This is a genomic window from Vibrio sp. T13N (assembly GCF_032970445.1).
Lineage (GTDB): Bacteria > Pseudomonadota > Gammaproteobacteria > Enterobacterales > Vibrionaceae > Vibrio > Vibrio diabolicus.
Genome location: NZ_JAWJYE010000003.1, coordinates 409,945 through 434,423 on the forward strand (window position 1 = coordinate 409,945; position 24,479 = coordinate 434,423).

Annotated in this window: 25 protein-coding genes, 1 riboswitch and 1 other annotated feature; of the genes, 6 read left to right on the top strand and 19 right to left on the bottom strand. The window is 43.9% G+C overall.

Annotation, left to right across the window (positions count from 1 at the left end):
• Nucleotides 1–45 precede the first annotated feature (45 nt).
• Nucleotides 46–549, top strand: a complete 504-nt coding sequence (locus R2S67_RS07260; protein ID WP_317342988.1) for a YchJ family protein — start codon at nucleotides 46–48, stop codon at nucleotides 547–549.
• A gap of 283 nt (nucleotides 550–832) precedes the next feature.
• Here R2S67_RS07260 and hisIE read toward each other — a convergent pair whose 3' ends face one another.
• The 8 genes from hisIE to hisG form a co-directional block, all read right to left on the bottom strand.
• The gene (gene hisIE, locus R2S67_RS07265; protein ID WP_005533681.1) at nucleotides 833–1,468 is read right to left on the bottom strand and encodes a bifunctional phosphoribosyl-AMP cyclohydrolase/phosphoribosyl-ATP diphosphatase HisIE; all 636 of its coding nucleotides are present in this window, start codon (nucleotides 1,466–1,468) and stop codon (nucleotides 833–835) included.
• Entirely contained in the window at nucleotides 1,465–2,238 is a 774-nt protein-coding gene (gene hisF, locus R2S67_RS07270; protein ID WP_004749837.1) for an imidazole glycerol phosphate synthase subunit HisF, read from the bottom strand. Before hisF ends, hisIE begins: the two co-directional genes overlap by 4 nt.
• Complete coding sequence (gene hisA / locus R2S67_RS07275; protein WP_317342995.1) at nucleotides 2,220–2,957, bottom strand: 1-(5-phosphoribosyl)-5-[(5-phosphoribosylamino)methylideneamino]imidazole-4-carboxamide isomerase; 738 nt, start codon at nucleotides 2,955–2,957, stop codon at nucleotides 2,220–2,222. The genes hisF and hisA overlap by 19 nt, the downstream gene beginning before the upstream one ends.
• Before the next feature lie 12 nt (nucleotides 2,958–2,969).
• Nucleotides 2,970–3,584, bottom strand: a complete 615-nt coding sequence (hisH, locus tag R2S67_RS07280) for an imidazole glycerol phosphate synthase subunit HisH (RefSeq protein ID WP_006743042.1) — start codon at nucleotides 3,582–3,584, stop codon at nucleotides 2,970–2,972.
• Nucleotides 3,585–3,610: 26 nt separating this feature from the next.
• Nucleotides 3,611–4,684, bottom strand: a complete 1,074-nt coding sequence (gene hisB, locus R2S67_RS07285; RefSeq protein ID WP_317342997.1) for a bifunctional histidinol-phosphatase/imidazoleglycerol-phosphate dehydratase HisB — start codon at nucleotides 4,682–4,684, stop codon at nucleotides 3,611–3,613.
• A 65-nt stretch (nucleotides 4,685–4,749) separates the two neighbouring features.
• The gene (hisC, locus tag R2S67_RS07290) at nucleotides 4,750–5,790 is read right to left on the bottom strand and encodes a histidinol-phosphate transaminase (protein ID WP_317343000.1); all 1,041 of its coding nucleotides are present in this window, start codon (nucleotides 5,788–5,790) and stop codon (nucleotides 4,750–4,752) included.
• An 18-nt stretch (nucleotides 5,791–5,808) separates the two neighbouring features.
• Nucleotides 5,809–7,101, bottom strand: a complete 1,293-nt coding sequence (gene hisD, locus R2S67_RS07295) for a histidinol dehydrogenase (protein ID WP_317343001.1) — start codon at nucleotides 7,099–7,101, stop codon at nucleotides 5,809–5,811.
• A gap of 5 nt (nucleotides 7,102–7,106) precedes the next feature.
• Complete coding sequence (gene hisG, locus R2S67_RS07300; protein WP_005390869.1) at nucleotides 7,107–8,003, bottom strand: ATP phosphoribosyltransferase; 897 nt, start codon at nucleotides 8,001–8,003, stop codon at nucleotides 7,107–7,109.
• A gap of 53 nt (nucleotides 8,004–8,056) precedes the next feature.
• Nucleotides 8,057–8,194: a sequence feature (His leader region), on the bottom strand.
• Nucleotides 8,195–8,559: 365 nt separating this feature from the next.
• Here hisG and R2S67_RS07305 point away from each other — a divergent pair.
• Nucleotides 8,560–9,513 (top strand): sigma-54 interaction domain-containing protein, encoded by a 954-nt coding sequence (locus R2S67_RS07305; RefSeq protein WP_005390867.1) that lies wholly within the window; start codon nucleotides 8,560–8,562, stop codon nucleotides 9,511–9,513.
• A gap of 326 nt (nucleotides 9,514–9,839) precedes the next feature.
• Here R2S67_RS07305 and tet(35) read toward each other — a convergent pair whose 3' ends face one another.
• Nucleotides 9,840–11,441: a tetracycline efflux Na+/H+ antiporter family transporter Tet(35) gene (tet(35), locus tag R2S67_RS07310; protein WP_005390865.1), complete on the bottom strand. Its 1,602-nt coding sequence runs from the start codon at nucleotides 11,439–11,441 to the stop codon at nucleotides 9,840–9,842.
• Nucleotides 11,442–11,550: 109 nt separating this feature from the next.
• Nucleotides 11,551–11,733, bottom strand: a riboswitch (Lysine riboswitch).
• A gap of 582 nt (nucleotides 11,734–12,315) precedes the next feature.
• Here tet(35) and R2S67_RS07315 point away from each other — a divergent pair.
• The gene (locus R2S67_RS07315; protein ID WP_005390863.1) at nucleotides 12,316–12,723 is read left to right on the top strand and encodes an H-NS family nucleoid-associated regulatory protein; all 408 of its coding nucleotides are present in this window, start codon (nucleotides 12,316–12,318) and stop codon (nucleotides 12,721–12,723) included.
• A 127-nt stretch (nucleotides 12,724–12,850) separates the two neighbouring features.
• Here the strand turns inward: R2S67_RS07315 and R2S67_RS07320 are convergent, their stop codons facing one another.
• Both R2S67_RS07320 and R2S67_RS07325 read right to left on the bottom strand, forming a co-directional pair.
• Nucleotides 12,851–14,155, bottom strand: a complete 1,305-nt coding sequence (locus R2S67_RS07320) for an inosine/guanosine kinase (RefSeq protein ID WP_005390861.1) — start codon at nucleotides 14,153–14,155, stop codon at nucleotides 12,851–12,853.
• Between the two features lie 117 nt (nucleotides 14,156–14,272).
• Nucleotides 14,273–14,542, bottom strand: a complete 270-nt coding sequence (locus R2S67_RS07325; protein ID WP_005390859.1) for a hypothetical protein — start codon at nucleotides 14,540–14,542, stop codon at nucleotides 14,273–14,275.
• A 188-nt stretch (nucleotides 14,543–14,730) separates the two neighbouring features.
• Here R2S67_RS07325 and mnmA point away from each other — a divergent pair, with 188 nt between their 5' ends.
• The 3 genes from mnmA to purB all read left to right on the top strand — a co-directional run bounded on the left by mnmA (nucleotide 14,731) and on the right by purB (nucleotide 18,001).
• Nucleotides 14,731–15,855 (top strand): tRNA 2-thiouridine(34) synthase MnmA, encoded by a 1,125-nt coding sequence (gene mnmA / locus R2S67_RS07330; RefSeq protein WP_317343004.1) that lies wholly within the window; start codon nucleotides 14,731–14,733, stop codon nucleotides 15,853–15,855.
• Nucleotides 15,856–15,865: 10 nt separating this feature from the next.
• The gene (gene hflD, locus R2S67_RS07335; RefSeq protein ID WP_046874772.1) at nucleotides 15,866–16,483 is read left to right on the top strand and encodes a high frequency lysogenization protein HflD; all 618 of its coding nucleotides are present in this window, start codon (nucleotides 15,866–15,868) and stop codon (nucleotides 16,481–16,483) included.
• Nucleotides 16,484–16,630: 147 nt separating this feature from the next.
• Nucleotides 16,631–18,001 (top strand): adenylosuccinate lyase, encoded by a 1,371-nt coding sequence (purB, locus tag R2S67_RS07340; protein ID WP_005390853.1) that lies wholly within the window; start codon nucleotides 16,631–16,633, stop codon nucleotides 17,999–18,001.
• Between the two features lie 116 nt (nucleotides 18,002–18,117).
• Here the strand turns inward: purB and R2S67_RS07345 are convergent, their stop codons facing one another.
• The 8 genes from R2S67_RS07345 to R2S67_RS07380 are packed head-to-tail and all read right to left on the bottom strand — an operon-like array spanning nucleotide 18,118 to nucleotide 24,257.
• Nucleotides 18,118–18,651 carry a DUF3833 domain-containing protein gene (locus tag R2S67_RS07345; protein WP_374043052.1) on the bottom strand — a complete coding sequence of 178 codons (534 nt, stop codon included), beginning with the start codon at nucleotides 18,649–18,651 and terminating at the stop codon, nucleotides 18,118–18,120.
• Nucleotides 18,651–19,244, bottom strand: coding sequence for a hypothetical protein (locus R2S67_RS07350; RefSeq protein WP_317343007.1), 594 nt, complete (start codon nucleotides 19,242–19,244; stop codon nucleotides 18,651–18,653). The genes R2S67_RS07345 and R2S67_RS07350 overlap by 1 nt, the downstream gene beginning before the upstream one ends.
• Nucleotides 19,204–19,716: a DUF2878 domain-containing protein gene (locus R2S67_RS07355; RefSeq protein WP_317343009.1), complete on the bottom strand. Its 513-nt coding sequence runs from the start codon at nucleotides 19,714–19,716 to the stop codon at nucleotides 19,204–19,206. Before R2S67_RS07355 ends, R2S67_RS07350 begins: the two co-directional genes overlap by 41 nt.
• 6 nt (nucleotides 19,717–19,722) lie before the next feature.
• A complete protein-coding gene (locus tag R2S67_RS07360) occupies nucleotides 19,723–20,979 on the bottom strand; it encodes a cyclopropane-fatty-acyl-phospholipid synthase family protein (RefSeq protein ID WP_317343011.1) in 1,257 nt (418 codons plus the stop codon).
• Entirely contained in the window at nucleotides 20,973–21,791 is an 819-nt protein-coding gene (locus R2S67_RS07365) for a DUF1365 domain-containing protein (RefSeq protein ID WP_046874767.1), read from the bottom strand. Before R2S67_RS07365 ends, R2S67_RS07360 begins: the two co-directional genes overlap by 7 nt.
• Nucleotide 21,792: 1 nt before the next feature.
• A complete protein-coding gene (locus R2S67_RS07370) occupies nucleotides 21,793–23,103 on the bottom strand; it encodes an NAD(P)/FAD-dependent oxidoreductase (protein WP_124008706.1) in 1,311 nt (436 codons plus the stop codon).
• 12 nt (nucleotides 23,104–23,115) lie between these two features.
• On the bottom strand, nucleotides 23,116–23,841 hold the full coding sequence (locus tag R2S67_RS07375; protein ID WP_046874765.1) for an SDR family oxidoreductase: 726 nt from the start codon (nucleotides 23,839–23,841) through the stop codon (nucleotides 23,116–23,118).
• Nucleotides 23,838–24,257: a nuclear transport factor 2 family protein gene (locus R2S67_RS07380; RefSeq protein WP_225461546.1), complete on the bottom strand. Its 420-nt coding sequence runs from the start codon at nucleotides 24,255–24,257 to the stop codon at nucleotides 23,838–23,840. Before R2S67_RS07380 ends, R2S67_RS07375 begins: the two co-directional genes overlap by 4 nt.
• Between the last annotated feature and the right edge of the window lie 222 nt (nucleotides 24,258–24,479).

The window sequence follows — 24,479 nt, forward strand, 5'->3', positions numbered from 1 at the left end:
TGAGGTTGTTTGTTTTTACCGCTTAATTAATCGAGATTTCATTTTATGGCTTCTTCTTGTCCTTGCGGCTCTAACCGCACCTACCAACAGTGTTGTGAAATTGCCCACAATAACCATGCTGACGTTACCACTCCGGAGCAGTTAATGCGCTCTCGTTACAGTGCGCATGTGTTAGGTCTAGTAGATTACGTGGTGAACACGTACCACCCAAGCTGTAATGCAGAAGAACAACGAGAAGGCATTGCCCAATCTATCGACAGCGATTGGTGCAAACTTGAAGTATTAAAAACAGAAACTGGCAGTAATGACAATGAAGGCTTTGTCGAGTTTAGCGCTTATTTTGATGAAGACGGCAAACGCTACTGTATGACAGAACGTTCTCGCTTCGTAAAAGAAAATGGGCTTTGGTACTACATTGACGGCACATTTCCTGAAGAAGAGCCAGAACAGGATCCACGATTGAGCCAGCCAGTTAGTAGCCTAAAGCTAGGTCGTAACGATCCGTGTATCTGCGGAAGCGGTAAGAAGTTTAAGAAGTGTTGTGGGTAAAGGCATCCACGCTTAGCTTATTGAGCTCGCTTTAATGAGATTCCTGATCTCACCTAAGCTAGTCGGAATAACGTGAATATGTACTTTCGTTTGAAATAGATAACGCGACTTCAAATACCATTAGAAAATATACCGTCATTCTGAACAGCGAGGGACGAGCGTGATTCAGAATCTAATCGCCACCAGCACTGTTGCCGGTTTTTACCCCCGAATCAAGAACACTAAATTAAAAAAAGCCCCTAGACTTGAGAGCATAGGGGCTTTCACTTATCTATAAGCAAGTTTACTTATGACGCTCTTTCAACTTGTTCACTACGTCATTCATCGATAAGCCTTGGTCTTGAAGCAATACCATTAAGTGGTAAATCAAGTCTGCTGATTCACACACTAACTCCGCCTTATCGCCCGACGTCGCCGCAAGCGCGACTTCAACGCCTTCTTCGCCCACTTTTTGCGAAATACGCTTGGTGCCACGGGCATAAAGACTGGCAGTATAAGAGGAATCTGGGTCGGCACTCTTGCGGGCAGCCAGTAGCTGCTCAAGTTGATGAAGCCACACCATTTGTGACTCCTCTTGAGGGTCCACATCCCAGCAAGTTGTATTACCCAAGTGGCACGTAGGACCAATGGGATTCACCTTAACCAGTAGCGTATCGTTGTCGCAATCTAGCTGCATGTTCACTAGTTGCAATACGTTGCCAGAGGTTTCACCTTTCGTCCAAAGACGCTGCTTGGTACGAGAGAAAAACGTCACTTGACCTGTTTCGCCCGTTTTTGCCAACGCATCTTGGTTCATGTAACCCATCATCAGCACTTGGCTTGATTGAAAATCTTGTACGATGGCAGGTACCAGACCATCCACCTTTTCCCAGTTGATTCGCTCAGCTAGCGAACTTACTTCGGCGGCTTTTACACTCATAGTCGTACCTCAATGCCTTGTTGTTTCAAATACTGCTTTAATTCACCAATGTTGATGACTTGTTTGTGGAATACCGATGCGGCAAGCGCGCCATCCACATTGGCTTTTTGGTAGGCTTCTGCGAAGTGCTCCATGGCACCTGCACCACCCGATGCAATCAATGGCACGTTACACACTTCACGCACCATATTCAGTTGTTCGATGTCGTATCCGTTACGCACACCGTCTTGGTTCATCATGTTAAGTACGATTTCACCAGCGCCGCGTTTTTGTACTTCTTGCACCCAATCACGCGTTTCCCATTGGGTCGCTTTGGTGCGTTCTTCATCACCAGTAAACTGGTAAACCTGATACTTGCCCGTCTCTTTGTCGTAGTATGAATCGATACCAACGACGATACATTGCACACCAAACTTATCAGCAAGGTCAGTAATCAACTGAGGGTTCGCCAAGGCAGGAGAGTTAATAGATACCTTATCTGCACCAAACTCAAGAATGCGCGCTGCGTCCTCTGCTGATTTAATGCCACCAGCGACACAGAACGGAATATCAATCACTTCTGCAACGCGAGCGACCCAACTTTTATCAACGACACGCCCATCACTTGAAGCGGTAATATCGTAGAACACAAGCTCGTCAGCGCCTTCTTCAGCATAACGCTGCGCCAGAGGAACGATGTCACCAATGATTTCGTGGTTGCGGAACTGAACGCCCTTCACCACTTGTCCATCACGAACATCAAGACATGGAATTATTCGCTTTGCCAGCATGCAAATGCCTCCTCTGCTGTGAACTTACCATCTAACAGCGCACGACCAACAATCACGCCAGCCACACCACTGCCTTTTAGTGCTTCGATATCTGCTAATGAGCCAATGCCGCCTGAAGATTGAAACTGCACTTGTGGGTACTGTTTACATAGGTCGACGTAAAGCTCAACGTTTGAGCCCTCTAGCGTACCGTCACGAGAAATGTCCGTGCAAAGCACATGCTGTAGACCTACCGTCAGATAATCGTTGATCAGAGCTTCGATAGTCACGCCTGAATCTTCTTGCCAGCCAGAAATGGCAACTTTGCGCGTGCCGTCTTGATCGATGTTGATGTCTAGCGCGAGAACGATTTTCTCTGCGCCGTATTTTTCCATCCAACCTTTCACAAGCTCTGGTTGTTTTACTGCTGTAGAACCAACTACAACACGTTGAGAACCGGCTTCTAGCAGATCAATCACGTCTTGCTCTGTACGCACACCACCACCGATTTGGATGTTCGCTGGTGTGCTTGCTAGTAGCTTTGCAATCAAATCTAGCTGGCGTGCTGTCGTGTCTTTCGCGCCAGTTAAATCCACCAAGTGCAGCCAGTTAGCACCCGCTTGGTGGTACAAATTGAACTGCTCTGCTGGGTCGACTTTGTACTCGGTTACTTGGCCGTAATCACCTTGATAAAGGCGAACCACCTGTCCTTCAATTAAATCAAGAGCTGGAATAATCACACTAAATCCCTTTTATAATTCTAAGAAGTTTTGAATAAGCTTCGCGCCCGCTTTTGAAGAACGCTCTGGGTGGAATTGCACACCATAATAGTTACCGCTTTGAACCGCAGCAGTGAATGGATTTCCGTAATCACATTCAGCAATGGTGTAGTCTCCAACTGGCATCGCAAAGCTGTGCACAAAATAGAAGTACTCACCCTCTTCAATGCCTTTGAACAACGGATTGCCTGCTTTTGCAGAAACGGTATTCCAACCCATATGCGGCAGCGGCAAGTCTCCAGTTTGTAGCAGCTTCACTTCGCCATCACAAAGTCCGAGACATTCAACTAACTCGTCGGCTTTCTGGCCTTTTTCTTGAGACACTTTGCCCAACAGCTGCATGCCTAAACAGATACCTAATAGCGGCTTTTCTACCTGTTTTACCAAGCTGATAAGGTCACGCTCTTCTAGGTTTTTCATCGCTTCGCTGGCGGTTCCCACTCCCGGTAGGAATAACTTATCTGCCGACAATACAACTTGTGGATCTTTTGAAATCGTTACGTCATAGCCTAGGCGTTCAATGGCAAACTTCACCGAAGAAACGTTGGCACAGCCAGTATCGATAATGACAACTTTCTGTTCTGTCACTGTTTTTCTCCTTGCTAACGTTAGCCTTAAAGTACGCCTTTACTACTCGGTAGCTCAGTGCCTTCTACTTTGATTGCTTGGCGCAGAGTACGACCAAACGCTTTAAATAGGCTCTCAATGATGTGGTGATCATTGTCGCCCGTAGAAGAAAGGTGCAGTGTACACGCTAGTGTGTCAGTTAAAGAACGGAAGAAGTGAACTACCATCTCTGTTGAAAGGTCCCCCACTTGCTCACGACTAAACTGCGCGTCGAACTTAAGGTAAGGACGACCAGATAGATCTAGTGCACATTGTGCCAAGCACTCATCCATTGGCAGGCTAAAGCCAAAGCGACCAATACCACGTTTGTCACCCAGTGCTTCTTTCAATGCTTGACCCAACGCAAGAGCGGTATCTTCGACCGTGTGGTGATCATCAATGTGTAGATCACCTTCTACTTTGCACACCATCTGGAATCCACCGTGCGTCGCAATTTGATCCAACATGTGGTCGAAGAAACCAAGACCCGTTGAGATATCGTTACCGCCTTGCTCATCAAGATTAACCGCAACTTTGATGTCCGTTTCTTTCGTGGTACGAATAACTTCAGCAACACGAGCTTTCACCGTCAGATCTTTCAGGATCTGTTTCCAACCCATGGTTTCTGGGTTGTATTGAATACCACGAATTGCCATGTTTTCTGCAAGTTGAAGATCGGTTTGACGATCGCCAATCACGACAGAGTTTTGGAAATCAACTTTGCCACCTTGAAGGTACTCTTTCACCATGCCTAGCTTAGGCTTACGGCAAGAGCAGTTATCTTCTTCAAAGTGAGGACAAATCAACACGTCATCGAACTTCACACCTTGAGACTCGAAGATCTCCATCATCATGTTGTGCGGTGCATCAAAATCAGCTTGTGGGTAGCTGTCAGTACCCAAACCATCTTGGTTAGTGACCATCACTAGACGGTATCCAGCATCCTGCAACGACAACAGGCTTGGGATAACAAATGGCTCTAGTTTTAGCTTATCTAAACGGTCAACTTGGAAATCAATCGGTGGCTCAACAATCAGCGTGCCATCTCGGTCGATAAATAGGATTTTTTGTTGCTTGCTCACTCGAACTTCCTTATTACTAATCTTGTTTCGTTCTCGGCATAAACCGAGAACGTTGAGAATTCTATTTATGAATAGTAGTTTCTAATGAAACCCATTGTCTTTTCACACTCGTCGCGGTTACCAACACTGATACGCACGCAGTTCTCAATTGGCGAGTTACGCAGGATAATGCCCGTATCCCAAGCGGCTTTGAAAAGAGCATCGCCATCTGGGAATTTCACCAATAAGTAGTTACCCCACCCTTCAAAAACCTCCAGACCCGGAATCATCGACAAACCAACTTGTAAGTAAGCTCGGTTCGCGTTCAAATCGAGAACTTGGAACTTCGCTCGCGCTAGGCCTGCTTCAGAGAGCGCTTGAGTAGCAATTTCAGCAACTGGAACCGGTACTGGATATGGTGCGATCACTTTAAGAAGGACGTTAATCAGTTCTTCGTTTGCTAGCGTAAATCCACAACGAAGACCAGCAAGCGCGAAAGCTTTCGACAGAGTACGCAGAATCGCTAGATTTGGATATTCTGCCAATAAATCTACTGTTGACGCTTCTGGACAAAAATCGATGTACGCTTCGTCCATGACCACGATTGCGCGGTCTTTTGTCATCTCAAGCAGAGAGACAATATCGTCACGCTTAACTAAGTTACCCGTTGGGTTGTTTGGCGAGCATACGAAAACCAGTTTCACGTTATCTAGATTCGCTTCGATACCTGCGAGGTCTAGTTGCCAATCTGACGTTAGCGGCACCGTTTTGCGCTCTACACCGATGGTTTCTGCACTGATGGCGTACATACCGTAAGTCGGTGGGCAGTATAAAATCGTGTCTTCACCCGGTTCACAAAAAGCACGAATCAATAACTCAATACCTTCGTCTGCGCCGCGAGAAGTCAGCGTTTGTTCTGGCTTCACTCCAGCATACGCGGCGTAAGCAGAAATCAGTTCTTTCGGCTGGCATTCGCTGTAACGATTAAGACGAGCAAAGTCTGTTTTGTATTCATTGTTGAATGGCGATTCGTTGGCGTTCAGCCATACGTCACCTGTTCCACCAATTCGGCGAGCCGAAAGATAAGGTGTTAGTTGTTGGACTTGTTTACGCGCTAGCTTTTCCATCTCTTTACTCTCTTATTCTTACTTACTTGCTAATTTTTCTACACGGATAGTAACAGCACGTTTGTGGGCGTCCAGACCTTCTGCTTCAGCCATGGTGACAACCGTTGGCGCAAGATTTTTAAGACCGTCAGCTGAAAGCTCTTGAACCGTCATTCGTTTAGAAAAATCAGCCAAACCTAAGCTTGAATATGTCCGTGTGTAACCGTAAGTAGGAAGAACGTGGTTAGTGCCCGATGCGTAATCACCTGCAGATTCAGGCGACCAATCCCCAAGGAAGATCGAACCTGCGTTGTCTAATAGAGGCAGAAGCTCGCGTGGGTTCTTAGTCTGAACAATTAAGTGCTCAGGACCATAATAATTAGAAATAGAGATCGCTTGGGTGATCGATTCAGCAATAATGATTAAACTCGATGCGAGCGCTTTTTCTGCAATCTCTGAACGAGACAACTCTTTCAATTGACGACGAACGGCATCTGTCACCTGATCTGCAATAATGGCTGATGGCGTCACAAGTACAACTTGAGAGTCAGGTCCATGCTCTGCCTGACTTAGAAGGTCCGCCGCAATAAAATCTGGGTCCGCTGTTTCATCCGCAACCACAAGAACTTCCGAAGGACCCGCTGGCATATCAATCGCTGCGCCACGGAAATCATTGCTCACCTGACGCTTTGCTTCCGTCACGTAAGCGTTACCCGGGCCAAAAATCTTATCAACTTTTGATACGGTCTCTGTACCATATGCCATTGCAGCAACAGCTTGACCACCACCGACGTTGTACACTTCATCAATGCCACACAATTTTGCTACGTAAAGGATCTCGTCAGCGATTGGAGGCGGAGAGCAAAGCACAACTTTACGACAGCCAGCAATTTTCGCAGGCACGCCAAGCATCAAAACCGTCGATGGCAATGGCGCGCTACCACCAGGAATGTACAAACCCACTTTTTGAATTGGACGTGTTACTTGTTCACAAAGCACACCCGGTTGAGTTTCGACTTTAATTGGCTGTGGCTTTTGCGCTTTGTGGAATTTAGAAATATTGGCATAAGCTTGCTCTAATGCGTTTTTCATTGATTCAGACAAGCGCTCTGAAGCGGCTTTAATTTCCTGAGAAGAAACACGAATGGACTCAGGTTTAACGCGATCAAACTTTTCTGTCAGCTCGTTGAGAGCAGAGTCGCCTTCATTTCTAACTTTAGCGATAACCTCAGACACTGCTGCAGTGATATTTGCACCTTCTGCAATAGCAGGACGTTCTAAGATCGAATCTTGCTGCTCTTCACTTAAAGATTGCCAAACGACTGTTCTCATGATGTTTACTCCATCATTTTTTCAATTGGTAGCACTAGGATTGAGCTAGCACCTAACTCTTTTAGCTGTTCCATGGTTTCCCAGAACAGGTTTTCAGAACTCACTAAGTGAACAGCCATTTTCTGCTTATCTGCAGAAAGAGGAAGAACCGTAGGATCCTCAGCACCAGGAAGTAGTGCTTTGATTTGATCGAGCTTTTCAGCTGGCGCGTGAAGCATGATGTACTTAGACTCTTTCGCTTGTTGTACGCCTTGCATGCGAGTCAGTAGTTTTTCAATCAGTGCTGTTTTGTCTGCATCAAACTCACCGATACGTTGAATCAGCGTCGCTTTAGATTTAAAGATCACTTCCGCTTCTTTTAAGCCATTCGCTTCTAACGTTGCGCCAGTCGATACCAAATCAGCAATAGCGTCAGCTAGACCTGCGCGAGGTGCAACTTCTACAGAGCCAGTTAGCATACATGTGGAGAATGGAACGCCTGCTTCATCCATGTAAGCTTTTAGGAGTTGAGGGTAAGTTGTGGCAATACGCTTACCAGCTAAGTCTTGTGGACCGTTGTACTCTTCATCCTTGTCGATAGCGATAGACAAGCGACAACCGCCAAAATCCAGTCGACGAAGTTGAACAAACTCACATGGCTCACCCAAAGCTTTGCGATCAAGACGAACTTCTTCTAGTTCGTTTTCTCCGATGAAACCAAGGTCAACCACGCCATCCATGATCAAGCCAGGGATGTCATCGTCACGAACCAAAAGCAAATCAATTGGCATGTTCTCCGAGTGAACCACTAAACGCTCACCCATTACATTAAATTTTACGCCGCACTGTTTTAGCAGAGCTTGGCTCTCTTTGCTAAGGCGACCTTTTTTCTGAATTGCGATTCTTAAGCGTTGTGTTTGCATTGCTTTTTCCCTGTGCAAGATGTTGATATCTAAGTAATTTTTGAATTAATAAAACTAAAAAACCCTCGAGAGATTGGAGTCTCCCGAGGGTTTAAAATCTGCTTTTACTTTGATTTCACCTCCGGGAGTTTCCTGCCTCCCGGGTATGCGTGCATCGCCCGAAAGACTAGATTGGGTGATGATGGTGATGAATGTTCATTGCAAAATTACGCATACTTATTTAAGGCTCTATTGAGTTGCTTCGTTAGTAACCACACTAACCAAGGATTCTATATTTTTCAATACTGAATTTAGCATTTTCTAACTATTTTTTATAGTTACTTGATTTTAAAGGATTTAAATTTAATTTCAGTTGAGTATATGGGTAGAAATTAGGTTTCTATTCAACCCTATTCTTAAAGAAAAAGAAGAATAGTATGAATTTTCATCAAAACAACTATTTAGATCTCACCGCCCTTAGTAATTGACATCATTCTCAATAAAGAGACATCCACTCACGTTTGAGACGACTCATTCAAAACTATTATTTGAGTGGGGCAAAAAATAGTGATTAACCATGAAACTGCGTAACGGTAGTAACAAACAAGCTGTGGATTTCAGCGATACAACACTATACCCATTAATCGGCAATAGTGCATGTATCCAAGAACTTCGCACGGCAATCCAAAAGTACGCTCAATGTGATGCTGAAGTACTCATTCAGGGTGAAACAGGGGTGGGCAAAGGTCTCTGTGCTCGTCTTATTCATCAGTTGTCGAACAGACACTCGGCACCTTTTGTTGAAGTTAACTGCGGCGCAATTCCAAGTGGTCTTATTGCGTCCGAACTTTTCGGTCACGAAAAAGGAGCATTTACAGGAGCGATTTCAGATCGTATCGGTTTTATTCAAAAAGCACATAAAGGTACCCTATTCCTAGATGAGATTGGTGATATGCCGCCGGATCTACAAATCCACCTTCTGCACTTTTTAGAGAGTAAGCAAATCCATAAAGTCGGCGCTGATAAATTCATTGACGTGGACTGTAGAGTCATTGCTGCGAGCCACGTGGATTTGAAAAATGAGGTTGTACAAGGCGGATTCCGTGAAGATTTATTCTATCGGCTTAATATCTTGCCATTAACTATTCCTCCACTGAGAAAGCGTGGGAAAGATATCCTTATGTTATCAGAACACTTCTTGACCGATTTGTCTCATGGTCAGGTACAAAAAATGTCGGATAAAGTGAAAGCCAAGCTCCTCAAACATCGTTGGCCAGGTAACGTAAGAGAACTGCGAAATGTAATCCAACGAGCGATTGTCATGTGTGAAGATCACACGCTTCTCGTCGCCGACTTGGGCCTTGATAATAATGAAAGGCAATTACTCCCTTCAGTGGACCAAATTGATCTCGACTACCTACTGCAAGCTATCGAAGAAAATAAGCACAATATGAGTGCGGCTGCACGTCATCTTGGTATTTCAAGAACAACGCTTTATCGTCTAATAAAGAAATACAACTTAAATGTTTAGTTGCTGTACAGGTGTAACGTGACACTGTGTAACAGACAACTCATCATATATCATTTACTTAGCCCCTCATCAGAAATCTCTTGATATTACTACTTTTAAAATCAACAACTTAAACCGGGCACAGTCTTTGCTTAGAGCTAAGAAGAAGTCGGTTGATAGATTTTCTATCGCAGCACAGAAAGGAGTGCTCAGAACACAAACAGCTCGCTTTTAACACGAAACGATTATCCCCAAAAACGCGATTGCCCCCCTCACCTAAATCGCGTTAAAAAAAAGCTCCGCTAAATTTAGCGGAGCTTCCTCTTTATTAAAAACACTGAGCTGTACTAGACATTTTGACACGATGCCATTTTAGACTTCGACAACCAAGAAAGTGCTCCACATACAATAATAAATGTGATTGATGCAGCGATGAATGAGAATGCAATTGACGCAGTCATCCCCAAAGTAATGAAGCCAACACAGGAAACTAGCGCCACGGACAATGCATAAGGCAACTGGGTCGATACGTGATCAATATGATTACAACGTGCACCAGTCGACGACAGAATAGTGGTATCGGAGATAGGTGAACAATGGTCACCAAAAACGGCACCGGCTAAAACTGCACTTAGCATTGGGAGCATTAGCGCAAGATCGGTTGCACCAGCCATATCACCCGCGATTGGAAGCATAATGCCGAACGTACCCCAAGAAGTACCGGTTGAAAATGCCATTAGACCAGACAACAAGAATAGGATAACCGGTAGCCAATGTGGATTGATATTGCCCTGCGCCATTGTAGAAAGGTAAGAACCCGTCTTCATGTCACCGATAACCGAACCGATAGTCCAAGCAAATACTAGGATTAGAATCGCTCCAAACATAGACTTAGCACCAATCCAAAGTGTGCGTGCAATTTCACCCATTGGAAGACCTTGCTTCACAACAGTAAATAATGCGACAGCTAAGCCAAGCAAGCTACCGTAGATTAGTGATGTGCCTACATCTGTATTTTCAAACGCACCTAGAAGCGCAAACTCTTTGCCGTCAGCAGCCAATGCTTGGCCACCCGTGTAAAGCATAGAAGCGATAGTCGCAATAATCAGCGTCACGATAGGAAGTACCAAGTCTGACACTTTACCCTTTTCGCTTTCACGGATATCTAGCTCTTCGTTTAGATCATGCGCTTCTTGCGAGTCGTTTTCTTTGTCTTTATCAAAGCCGCGGCCTTGAGATGCAGAGATTTCATGCTCACGCATCTTACCGATATCGAGGCCAAACCACGCCACAGCAAACACCATAAGCAGTGCAAAAACTGCGTAGAAGTTCATTGGAATAAGACGAACGTACGCGCCAAGAGCCGAATACTCAGTGATCCCATGTGAGACTAAGATACCGCCGATAATCGTAATAATGTAAGCACCCCAGCTAGAAGCAGGCATGATCACACACATTGGTGCAGCAGTTGAGTCTAGAATGTATGCAAGCTTCGCGCGAGACACATAAAAACGATCGGTTACTGGACGAGAAATGGCACCAACAGCAAGACTGTTAAAGTAATCGTCGACAAAAATGAATACGCCTAAAAAGGCAGCAAGAAGTTTGGAGCCGCGTTTACTCTTCACTCGAGATTGTGCCCATTCGGCAAATGCACGAGTACCACCAGATAGCGTTAATAATGCAGTTGTCATACCTAATAAGATTAGGAAACCAACAATGCTCATGTTCCAAGTGTTAATTCCGCCATCTTCAATAAAGACAGAAGAAACTTGAGAACTCACGTAACTAACGGTATCACCGATAGACCAGCTATTAAGTAGAACCGCACCCAGCACGATACCTACACCTAAGGAAACTAATACACGTCGAGTCAGAATCGCCAAAGTCAAAGCGACAATAGGTGGCAATAATGAAACAGGAGAACTAGAAAAATCTATTAAATTCATGATCTTCAAAAACCAAAGTTTGGCTAGAGATCTACTGCAGACAAGTCACGTAGCATACGATACGTGCTCATGTTGAACTTAGCGACAGGGAAGCGAACACTCCACCCAACCCTACAGTAGCGCTCCATAGTTTAATGTGAATATATACTATGGCAGTGTTGTTCCTTTCAGATACAACCCCAGCAAGTAACTTTGATGAGTTACTTACTTCGGCAATCTTCGCCTTCCACTATTATTCATTGGCATCACCCCAATAATAGCTACTCTTCGAGACCGCGCCTCTACGGCAACAACAAACAATTAACCACTAACTGTACAAATTAACAACAAATTGTCTGCAATATTGCATCAGGTAGCAGCCATTGTACTTATGATGAGAGTCAATGCAACACATCAAACTAAATTAAACAAATAAATAATGACTGAGATAATTTATAAACCTTGTCTACTTCAAGTTAGTTTTGTGCAACTGAAATCACATCAATTTTGTTATTTATGAAACATTATTACTACCTTAAAAATATCATGGTTTATCTTGTATCAATAAATTAAGGATATATGACACTCCATCAAAGATGGACGCTTCATATTTTTAAGTAATAACTCAACTTTTTTTATAAAAACCAAGCTGGCTCTATCTCTATACAATAACGAGTGTTGATTTCAATTCTCATCTAATAAGATTTATTTCGAGTGTAATAATATTTATTGCTTTTAAAAAATAGCTAAATTTAAACAAAATCTTGATTTAGTATTTGCACATAAGGAAAAGATAAAGTTAAATATAAGGACTCTTTGTTTATTTATAGATTGGCATTATTTAATCGTAACGATAAAAAGTGCCCAACACATTAACCTTTTAATAGGAATCGTTATGTCAGAGCTGACTAAAACCCTTCTAAATATCCGTAGCCTTCGTGCATTTTCTCGTGAGCTGACTCTAGAACAATTGGAAGAAGCTCTAGATAAACTAACTACTGTTGTAGAAGAGCGTCGTGAAGCAGAAGAAGCAGAACGTGCAGCACAAGCTGAGCAAGAAGCTAAGCTAGCAGAGATCGCAGAGAAAATTGCTCAAGACGGTATTGACGTAGAAGCGCTTATTACTGCGCTATCTGGCGAAACTAAGACGAAAGGCAAAGCGAAGCGTGCACCTCGTCCAGCTAAATACAAATACACAGACTCAAACGGTAATGAGAAGACTTGGACAGGCCAAGGTCGTACACCTTCTGCAATTCAAGAGCAACTTGATGCAGGTAAATCTCTGGATGATTTCCTGATCTAAATCCGCGCTATTTTTAAAAGGCTCCCAATGGGAGCCTTTTTTATTTGGTTCATTACAAATAAAAAAGGCGCATTTTTTAATGCGCCTTTTACTTTAGTTATAGAATGGTTAATTAAACTACTGTGTATTAACGTTCCCAGTATGCTTCTTCTAGGCTATCTTCTCGCTCAGGAAGCCCACGTGACAAACGTGGAGAATGTTGCACGAGAACTTCGTAGCTCGCGCGGTTTGCGTATTTACATACTTGAGAAAAAGAAGAGTAAGTTAAATATTCGTTACTGTGCTTGCTTGAATTAGGCACATTTTCTTTATGGTATTTGTTTGCCGCCATATCATGAAGAACAGCAGATAACGCAGCATCACCTGCACCATTGGTATTCTTGATTTTTTCTGGACCACCCATATATGGCGAGATATGTGAGTACACTTTTATTGGTGTTTCACATGTATCTTTTTTCGCCGGACGACTAAATTCATAGCGATTAAATTCAGCGATTGAGCCCGGAAGTAATGGCAAAGAAGTTTCGCGCTTCGCGCTATCTTCCGTATAACCCGCCATAAATAGGCCTACAGGCCCCGCGGTGCACAATACTAGATCTGCCCACTCCAGTGTTTTATCAGATGCAGCAAGTGGGTCTGACTCACCCGTCAGAGCTTCTGCTTCATCTTCATTCATCGCAACGACTGAAACGTTATCTCGAATGAATTCTTGCCAATATTTCGGGTCATCTTGAATAACGAACTTCGTCCCAAGAGTCAGAACAACAGGTACATCATTCTTTTTCGCGTACTCAATCGCTTTCATTGTTGCTTCAGGCATTGGGTCGCCTTCTTTACAACGTACTAAATATGACGTTAGTACAAGCGCCGATGCATTTTTAAAGATTTTTTCTGGAATGCTATCAGGATGCAGTTGGTTCATTTGCCCTTCACTGATCGCAAAAGTACGTTCACCATCTTCAGTGATAAGAGCGAAACAACGACCGATAGCGCCATCAACACCTTGTAGATAGTTCAAGTCCATGCGGCTTGATGTATTGCAAAGGTAACGGTAGCCATAGCTGCCAATTTTGATATCCTGGCTCATCACTCCAAGCAGCGTAGAGCGATCATCTGCTAGCACAGAGTAGTTGTGTAGCGTGTTACCAATTGTGCCACCCGCATACTCATTGGTAATTAAGTTCTCTTCTTTAAGTTGCTGGTACAACTCTTCTGCTCTTTCGTCATCAATAACCAAAGAGTGACCTTTACTCAGACCGTACTTTTCAATCACATCAGTTGTAACTTTAGCTTCAATATCAACCAAAGTTTGGTCAATACCAATGATGTGAGTGCGCGTCATCTTCTTGCTTTCTTGTGCTTGGCTCACCAGCGGGTCACGAGCATGAACAGGAAAATAGTGCTTCGATTTGCGTTGTCCAGGAAATTTCATATTGTCAGTCTGAGTAAGGGGATGAAAAGGAGAACGGATTCTATACCGCTAATAATAAAGCGGCAATAAAAGCAATTATAGCAAACGTTTGCTAGCCACTTTTTTCTTCTAGACTCCTTATTCACCTTCCATAAAACTTAGATCTGGCAGTTGCTCAAGGTGCTCGCAGTAACGCTTTAGGTTGAACTCACCTTCATTTTTCATCACATCGAAAATTTCAATCGACATGGCACATGCCATCATTGCAACCGCTTCTTCTCTAGGTGTCCCTGTCATCATTAAGCGCATTAGCGTCTCTTTAACTTTTAATGGATTGCCGTCCTCAAGTTGGTTTTCAACAATTTCAATCAACTCGGCTTCTTGCATAAACTGGTTTTCTTCGGTCATTTGGACTTTCCTCTTGGATTTTTGCCAACTATGCCATATATACCTCTTCTATACTTGCGAAATTGCCCGTTCGAATTTCTGTTGAAGAAAAATGCAGCGAAACGAATTGTGATTTCGATCTCGGATCTGTCACCGGTCTGTGGATTCTGATAGAATCTGCATCCCGTTTATTTAAGTGGTGTTTAGTAATGTCTGATAACAGCCAAAAGAAAGTCATCGTCGGTATGTCCGGCGGCGTTGATTCATCTGTTTCTGCGTATCTTCTCAAGCAACAAGGCTACCAAGTAGAAGGCCTGTTCATGAAGAACTGGGAAGAAGATGACAACGAAGAATATTGTACAGCAGCAGAAGATCTTGCTGATGCTCAGGCAGTATGTGACAAGCTAGGCATTCATCTACACACCATCAACTTTGCTGCCGAATACTGGGATAACGTATTTGAGTACTTCCTTGCTGAATACAAAGCCGGTCGTACTCCAAACCCAGACATCCTTTGTAACAAAGAAATCAAGTTCAAAGCATTCCTTGAATTCGCTGATGAAGTGCTTGAGGCAGACTACATTGCCATGGGTCATTATGTGCGTCGTTCTTTCCCTGAAAACGGCGAAAAGCCACAAATGCTGCGTGGCCTAGATAGCAACAAAGACCAAAGCTACTTCTTGTACACACTAAGCCACGAACAAGTTGCTCGTAGCCTATTCCCTGTGGGTGATTTGGAAAAACCAGAAGTTCGCCGTATCGCGGAAGAACAAGGTCTAATCACAGCGAAGAAGAAAGATTCAACAGGCATCTGTTTCATCGGTGAACGTAAATTTACTGAGTTCCTAGGCCGTTACCTTCCTGCTCAGCCAGGCAACATCGAAACGCCAGAAGGCGAAGTTATCGGTCAGCACCAAGGTTTGATGTACCACACACTAGGTCAGCGTAAAGGTCTACACATCGGTGGCCGTAAAGGCGGCGGTGGTAACGAAGAGCCGTGGTTTGTTGGTGAAAAAGACCTAGAGCGTAACGTGCTAATCGCAGTCCAAGGTAAAGACCACCCGATGCTAAAATCAGAAGGTCTACTTGCGTCACAACTTCACTGGGTAGATCGTGAGCCAATTCGCGATGTTATGAAGTGCACAGTGAAAACTCGTTACCGTCAGGAAGATATTCCTTGTACAATCATCCCGATCGATGATGAAAACATTAAAGTGATCTTTGATGAACCACAAATTGCAGTGACGCCTGGTCAATCAGCAGTGTTTTATAAAGATGACGTATGTCTAGGTGGCGGCATCATCGAGCAACGCATTAAATATTCTCAAGCTTAGGAGTCGTTACGTGGCGAATACACTTTATGACCGTACTATCGCTTTCGCTGGTATTTGCCAAGCTGTCGCTTTGGTTCAACAAGTTGCGAGAAACGGGCATTGTGATCAAGATGCTTTTGAAACATCAATCAACGCTATTTTGAACACAAACCCTGCTAACACCGTTGGCGTATTCGGTCGCGAAGCCGATCTAAAGCTCGGTCTGGAGTGTCTGGTTAAAGGGATTGATAGCACCCCATCAGGCAGTGAGATCACTCGTTACATCATTAGCTTAATGGCGCTAGAGCGTAAGTTAAGCGCTCGCAACGATGCCATGTCCCAGCTTGGTGACCGTATCCAAATGGCCAAACGTCAGTCAGAGCATTTTGAGCTGCTAGATGATCAAATGATCAGCAATTTAGCAAGCATCTACTTGGATGTTGTTAGCCCTATTGGACCACGCATTCAAGTAACAGGCACGCCTTCTGTACTGCAACAAACGGCAAGCCAACACAAAGTCCGTGCTCTACTGCTATCTGGTATTCGTAGTGCTGTTCTGTGGCGCCAAGTAGGCGGTAAACGTCGTCATCTAATTTTTGGCCGAAAGAAAATGGTCGAACAGGCTCAAATCCTGTTAGCCAGAATGTAGAATACTCTGCTAGCTCGCGTTTATCGCGAGCTACTTTTTTTCGAATAAAACAAATCCCGCGCAAACGTTTGCGCAATATTCGTGACAATTGCCACAGTTATTGGTATAACGCTCACGAAATTTAGAAACCCAATTCAGGAGAACATCATGGAACTGTCAGCATTGACTGCTGTTTCACCAGTAGACGGCCGTTACGGAAGTAAGACGATTGCGTTACGCGAAATTTTCAGCGAGTACGGTCTACTAAAATACCGTACTATCGTAGAAATTCGTTGGCTACAGAAGCTAGCGGCTACTGCTGAAATTGCAGAAGTGCCAGCATTCAGCGCAGAAGCTAACCAATTCCTAGACGACCTTGCTGCTAACTTCTCTGAAGAAGATGCACGCCGTATTAAAGAAATCGAGCGTACAACTAACCACGACGTTAAAGCGGTTGAGTACTTCTTAAAAGAGAAAGTAGCAGACGTTCCTGAACTGCACGCTGTTAATGAGTTCTTCCACTTTGCATGTACTTCTGAAGACATCAATAACACCTCTCATGCGTTAATGCTAAAAGAAGCACGTGAGCAAGTGATTCTTCCAGAAATCCGTAACCTAATTGACGCTATCAAAGCACTCGCAGTTGAATACCGCGACATTCCTCTTCTATCTCGTACACACGGCCAGCCTGCTTCTCCATCTACAATGGGTAAAGAAATGGCAAACGTGGCGTACCGTATGGAGCGTCAATTCAAGCAAATCGAAAACGTTGAGATCCTAGCGAAAATCAACGGTGCAGTAGGTAACTACAACGCACACCTTTCTGCTTACCCAGAGCTAGATTGGCACAAGTTCTCTGAAGAATTCATTACAGAGTCTCTAGGCGTAACTTGGAACCCTTACACAACACAAATCGAGCCGCATGATTACATCGCTGAGCTGTTCGACGCTATCGCTCGTTTCAACACTATCCTGATTGACTTCGATCGTGACGTTTGGGGTTACATTGCATTAGGCCACTTCAAGCAAAAAACCATTGCTGGTGAGATCGGTTCTTCAACAATGCCGCACAAAGTTAACCCAATCGACTTTGAAAACTCTGAAGGTAACCTAGGTCTTGCGAACGCAGTATTCGGCCACCTAGCACAAAAGCTGCCTATCTCTCGTTGGCAACGTGACCTAACTGATTCAACGGTTCTACGTAACCTTGGTGTTGGTGTTGGCTACGCAATCATCGCTTACACTTCTACGCTAAAAGGTATCAGCAAGCTAGAAGTAAACCGTGAAGCGCTTCTTGCTGAACTAGATAAAAACTGGGAAGTACTCGCTGAGCCAGTACAAACAGTAATGCGTCGCTACGGTATCGAAAAGCCATACGAGAAGCTAAAAGAGCTAACTCGTGGTAAGCGTGTAGACGGCGAAGCAATGCGCAACTTCATTGACGGTCTTGAGCTCCCTGAGCACGAGAAAGCACGTCTAAAAGAGATGACGCCAGCGAACTACATTGGTCAAGCGGTTGAGCTGACAGATAAGCTGTAATCACACCTTGATTATCTGCAATTGAAAAGGTTGACGTGAAAGCGTCAACCTTTTTAGTTAGGAAGAAATAATTTCGGTTATTTGGTAGTAATGCAAGAGGATAAATCCCTCAACTATTATGGCTGTTTTTGGAAGAATAAGGTTATTGTCCCGACCTCTATACCAAACTTTTTAATTTTGGTGAGGTTGAAAACATGCTTCTCGTCCTGACGATAAAGCCAATCATCAAAAGCGACCGTTACTGTTGAGTCATCCATTTGCAACTCAAAGTCATACCGCCACTGCAACGCATTGCCTTGCTCAGCCCCTGTTGCTACACCAATAATATCCTCTGCTTTACCTTCATAGCGTCCATCTTCTAATTTGGTAATAACCCAAATTCGCTGGTCAACCTCTCCATCATCAAACACAAAGTCTTCCACCAGCGTCAACGTGTTACCTTCCACAGTACCCACTATGTCGACTTCAAAACGACGAGTTTGTTGTTCAGTGTAATCTTGGACCATCCCCCACGCCTTTGTATCGCCCTCAAAATAGCCGAATAAATCAAAAGTCGGTGTAGAAGATTGATAATTATCGATATCTGCTGAGCATGCTGAAAGTAAGGCCGCAGCGGCCAAGGCGACTGATTTTAAAATTAGTTTAAGCACTATCTAACCTGCCCTATTAATTGTTTTCGAAGTTTCGGGAACTCTGTATTAGGTGACAACCATATAGACAAAAACGCATCGTTCATTCGCTCATCTTGAACGAAGCCGACTGTCTTGATTTGTGCAATGCCAGCTTGTCGGTAAAGAAGCTGACCAGTTTTACCATCGGTTAAGTAAGTAAGCTCATCGCCTTTTTTTATATCAGGGAACATACGGTTTAGTTCACTGATCCAACTTTTTCGATATGGTTCAGTAAAACCAAGTTTTGCCCATTGCTCATCAGTTACATCAAGCAACTGCTGCTTGCTGATGTCTCTTTGATAGTTAATCTCCAATGCCAGAGGGTGTGGTGATACATCGCCATTTACAATGAACTTTCCATCAGGTGCGCTTAGTCGAGACTGATATATATCGAAGATGAACCATGTGAATTGTGCCTCACCGACGGTTTTCCACCCCTTCCAACTCGACATCTTATCTGCGTTTTCACTGTTTCCAACTGGCTGAGCTTGTAGAGCAAAGGAGCCCATAACTACTAGAGAAGCAACTACCTTAATCAGCCTCTGGGTTAAATCTCTCTTCAAGCTTTTCATATCCGTATACCTTGAGTATTAAAAGCGTCATGGCAAACCATTCAGCAAATAGAATGACCAACGTAACGCTGGTATTAAATCCATATTCAACGACTTGGAGCTTGTAACCGGCGTAGTAACTGACGGTTCCTCCAACGCCACCTATAATTGATACGTAGATTTTTGGGAAACGGTACAAAACAGGCTTGAGCTGATAGGCATACCAAGAGAACAGAACCCAAAGGCACAACAACCAAATGGGTAACCATTGTGTTGGAAAGACAAAAACAGAAAACTGTTGATTGAGCGTATCGAGCACTACACCCGCCAAAACGATACTCGCGATGTGCTTCAAGGCAGAAGCGTCCGTCCTCCAACAATAGACAAGAGTAATAAATGTTAAGATCAGTGTTAGCCACTGCCATTGATAGGTCCCAAGCACTGCAGAGAACCAACAGAGCTGGAACCATGTAGAGGCAATCAGCAACTTCATAACGGTTTAAGGTCGCTGGAATGTCATGTGAACGGCACTGATACTTCGAGCTAAAAACCCACCTTCACAATAACTAAGGTAGTAGCGCCACATGCGGACAAAGCGGTCGTCATAACCGAGAGAGCGTACGTGATCTTCAGCTTGATTAAATCTAGAGTGCCACTCGCTCAAGGTTTTCGCATAGTCCAGACCAATATCAAATAAGTCTCTCACCACCAAGTCACTGTATTTGGTCGCAGCTTGAGTTAAAGATGTAACCGAAGGTAAGAACCCACCTGGAAAGATGTATTTCTGGATAAAGTCAACGTTGTTACTGTAGTAATCATAACGCTGGTCAGCGATAGTGATGGCTTGAATTGCCATTAAACCACCCGGCTTGAGTAATGATTGGCATTGCTTGATGTAGGAAGGCAAAAATTGTTTTCCAACCGCTTCGATCATTTCTATCGAGACTAACTTATCGTAGTGACCCGAAAGGTCTCGATAGTCTTGTTTTAATAGAGTGATCTTGTCGCCCAAATTTCGCTCTCTAATTTTTTGTTCAGCGTAAGCATGCTGCTCTTCAGAAATCGTCGTTGTCGTTACATGACAACCATATTGCTCTGCCATGTAAATGGCCATAGCCCCCCACCCTGTACCGATCTCAATCACTCGATCGGATGGTTGAAGCTCAAGTTGCTGGCACAAACGATCCATTTTGTTGATTTGCGCTTGTTCCAAAGTGTCGTTGTGTTGCGCATATAAGGCCGATGAGTACAGCATGTTGTCGTCTAAAAATGACTCGTACAAATTGTTGCCCAAGTCGTAATGCGCATGAATGTTTTTACGAGAGTTCTCTTGAGAATTGCGGTTGGTCCAATGACTGAACTTGTACAGTATTTTAGTCAGCCAACTTCCTTTCTCTTCAAGTTTATCTAGCGCGCGCATATTGAGAGCCATAAGTTTCATTAACGAGGTTAGATCCGGGCTGTCCCACCAACCATCCATATAAGCCTCACCCGCTGCAATGCTGCCACCTTGCAAGATTCGCGAGTAAAAGCCAGGATGCTTTACCTCAATCGTCGCCACAACAGGCTGACCGCTGTATTCACCGTTGGGCGCATTAAAGCGCTCGCTTCTTTCTTTCGTTTCCGTCTTAAAGCTTTCAATAACAGTTAAGCAGCCGATTTCCATTTTTTGCAGACATTGAAAAATAACTCCGCGAGCCGCCTTTTGTGTTGTCGTCAATTTGCGCGGCAATGTCATAGAACTGGTATTTAACATGCAGAATTCTCCTTGTGCTTTTTATTTTTTTTGTCTGTTTTTTTAGTGTCGGCTTCTATTTCGTCGTGTGTTGAATATTTAGGATGAGAATAAAAAGGCGCGCCTTTCACCCAAAGTTTTAATGCGTGCCAATAAATACCAACCATTACTTTTACCGTCTGTATTGGCGTAACGATCAAACACTTCAATAGGCTTTTGCTCGAAAACACTTGAGCTTTCATTGTCATCGTCGCATCAAAGTGCTTTTCGCTTGTGTGGCATTCAAGATGAATCCTTAACTTGTCCGTCAGTGGTTTAATCTTCCAATGATACTGTTGGTCAATTGGATTAAACGGAGAAACATGAAAGGCTTTCTCTTGTTCCCATCCAAAGTTTTCATCGTTTTGCTCAGCAGCGACTGCGTAGTAATGACGCTCGTTCCAAGGTGTATTGCTGACTTCAGCTAAGAGGTATTTCCATTCCCCTTCTTTGTTATAAACGTAGTAGAAATTCACCGGACTAAAATAAAGTCCTAAATAGCGCAAATGACAAACAGCGATGACTTTGCCGGTACAACGAACACCTGTTAACTCTTCAATTTTGTCGTGTACGGCCACCTTTAAACAGCCCTCACCAACATAGTCACTGCGTTTAAAGCGTGCCCAATGCCACCAACGAGAGCCAAATCCCCAAACTTTTTCCTCTAGTTTTTTTAGCTCATCGACGTCAATAGCTGGCATAAACAATGAGTAGTTCAATTCATGTTTTATCGGCGTGAACCTGCGATGTCGAACGTTGCCAACAAACAACTGGCTGTTCATTTGGCTATCCATATCACGCAGCACCTTTTTCTAAGTTGACAGCCGTTTGAACGCGATATTTCTCTTCAAGCCCTTTCACTACGTCCAACGCACTGCGAACGCCATCCTCATGGAAACCGTTGTACCAATAAGCGCCGCAGAACCAAGTATTGTTCAGCCCTTGCACCTCTTCTTTACGTTGCTGTGCAGCGATAGAGTCGGTGGAGAAAACTGGATGGTGATAGGTAAACGTCCGTAATACTTTGCTCGGTTCGATCTGCTCAGTGCTATTTAGCGTGACACAGAATGTGTGCTCAGATTGAACATGTTGGAGAATATTCATGTTGTAAGTAAGCGAAGGGAGACGTTGCTGTTCGTCTTCACTGCCCTCCAGTAGGTAGTTCCACGAAGCCCACGCCGCTTTACGCTTTGGAAGTACACTCGTATCAGTGTGAAGCACCACTTCATTCGCTTGATAAGCCATATTACCCAGCACCTCTTGCTCGACTGGGCTAATGTCACCTAACATGTTCATCGCTTGATCACTGTGACAAGCAAAGATGACATCATCAAACCAGTGCATTTCACCGTTAACTTTTAAACCCACACCATTCTCACTACGGAGCACTTTTTCTACCGGACTATTGAGTCGAATTTTATCGATAAAACCTTGAGTCAAAGGTGGAATGTACTCACGAGAGCCACCTTTAATTACATACCATTGCGGTCTGTTAGTGACATCAAGCAATCCGTGATTTAAGAAAAAGCGAAGGAAAAACATCAGCGGAAATGCGCGCATGTCTGCTAAAGTCGAAGACCAAATTGCAGCGCCCATCGGCAAAATGTAGTTATCTGAAAAGAAAGTACTGAAGTTGTGCTCATCAAGAAACTCACCTAGCGTCTGAGAATGACTCGATGGTTTGCTAGCGACGCTTTTGGCAAGTTTGTTGAAACGAAGGATCTCGAAGATAAAACGATAGAACTTAGGATTTACCCAATTGCGCTTTTGTGCAAATAATGTCGACACGGTGTGACCGTTATATTCCAAACCATTGCCGTCGTTTCTTACACTGAAGCTCATCTGGGTTGGCAATCCTTCGACACCAATCTCGTTCATCATTTTGATGAAATTAGGATAAGTGCGATCGTTGTAAACGATAAAGCCCGTATCAATCGCATATTCTTTACCATCGAGTTTTACATCCACCGTCGCGGTGTGCCCGCCAATGTAATCGTTAGCTTCAAATACGGTGACATCGTGCTCTTTATGTAGATAGTAACCACACGTAAGGCCAGAAATTCCGGTCCCCACAATCGCTATCTTCTTTCTTCCTGCTGTTTTCATTTTTATTCCTTCTTATGACACGAGTTTAGCAGTTAGGCGAGCTTGCCAACTGTATGGAAGTAACGAGATAAAACGTAAAATACTGGTAAACCTCGCGGGGAAATAGATGTGAGTCTTGTTGGCAGCCAACTGTTTTCTGATAGAGTTCGAGGCTTGCTGCGTAGAAATAATCATCGGCATTTCGAAGTCATTTTTGTCAGTTAACGGGGTTTCAACAAAGCCTGGGAACACGGTCACCACTTGAATGCCCTTCTTCTTCAAATCAACAGCTAATGTGCGAGCAAAGTAGCTCACAGCGGCCTTAGAAGCGCCGTAGGCTTCAGCCCTTGGCAACGCGACTTCTGAAGCAATAGAACCCACAATAACGATGCGATGCCCTTTATCTAAGTGTGGTTGGCAACCTTCTACGCAGTTGGCAACACCAACGACGTTTACATTCATCACACGCGCCATGAGTTTCGCGTCAACCACACCGTTGTCCATATACTCACAATCCCCTGCATTAAAAACCCAGGTACTCGGCGTGAAAGGCAAACTGGACAGCGCCTGCTGAGTTTGTTCATGGTTTGTTACGTCAAACTGCAATGTATGGATATTAGAAGAAGCAGCCCCCAATTCAGCAAGAACGTCTTTGTTTCGCCCACAAGCAATAACGCTCCAATCAGAGTTCGCGTAATCTAAAGCCAGTTGCTTCCCTATTCCGGAGGTAGCGCCAGTGATTAAGATAGTATTGTTCATTGCCCTAACCTCTGCTTGATGGTTTTTACGACTGAGCCAAGTAAAGGTAAGTTTTCGTAAAGCATTTCTCCGAGATCAAAGTAATCTCGGTGATAAATAACTTGGCCTTCGCTGAACTTAAGATGCGACACACCATTAACGAGAATAGGTGCACCTTTTTGAAGTTTGGGATGCTGAAGATCCATGGTCCACGTTAGGAAACCAGTATCTCCGATTTGTTGATGTTCGTGGATAACAAAGTCACAGCTTATGACGTTGGCATATAATGATGTGAAGTAATCTGAAAGTGCAGGCCACCCCTCTAAACGATGAGCAGCATCTTCAAAGACGACATCTTGGTGATATACGTCTTTAAGCAGATGTAAGTTCGCTTTATTCAGCTTTTGATAGATATTGCCAACAGACTGTATGTCCATGTGTTTACTCCTACATGCCCATCAAGTTGTACAAAATTATTATATGTACAAGATAGTTCATTCTTTAAAAGTTGTACAAAAATAATTTTGTAYAACTTTGTTTCTGTAGGTAGATACGTGATGGATCTCGCAAGCGATCAATCGATCAAAAAAAAAGCTTGGTCAAAACCAAGCCTTTTCAGGAAATTAACGATTACTTTCGTGTGCGCTGTCAGTTTTTTA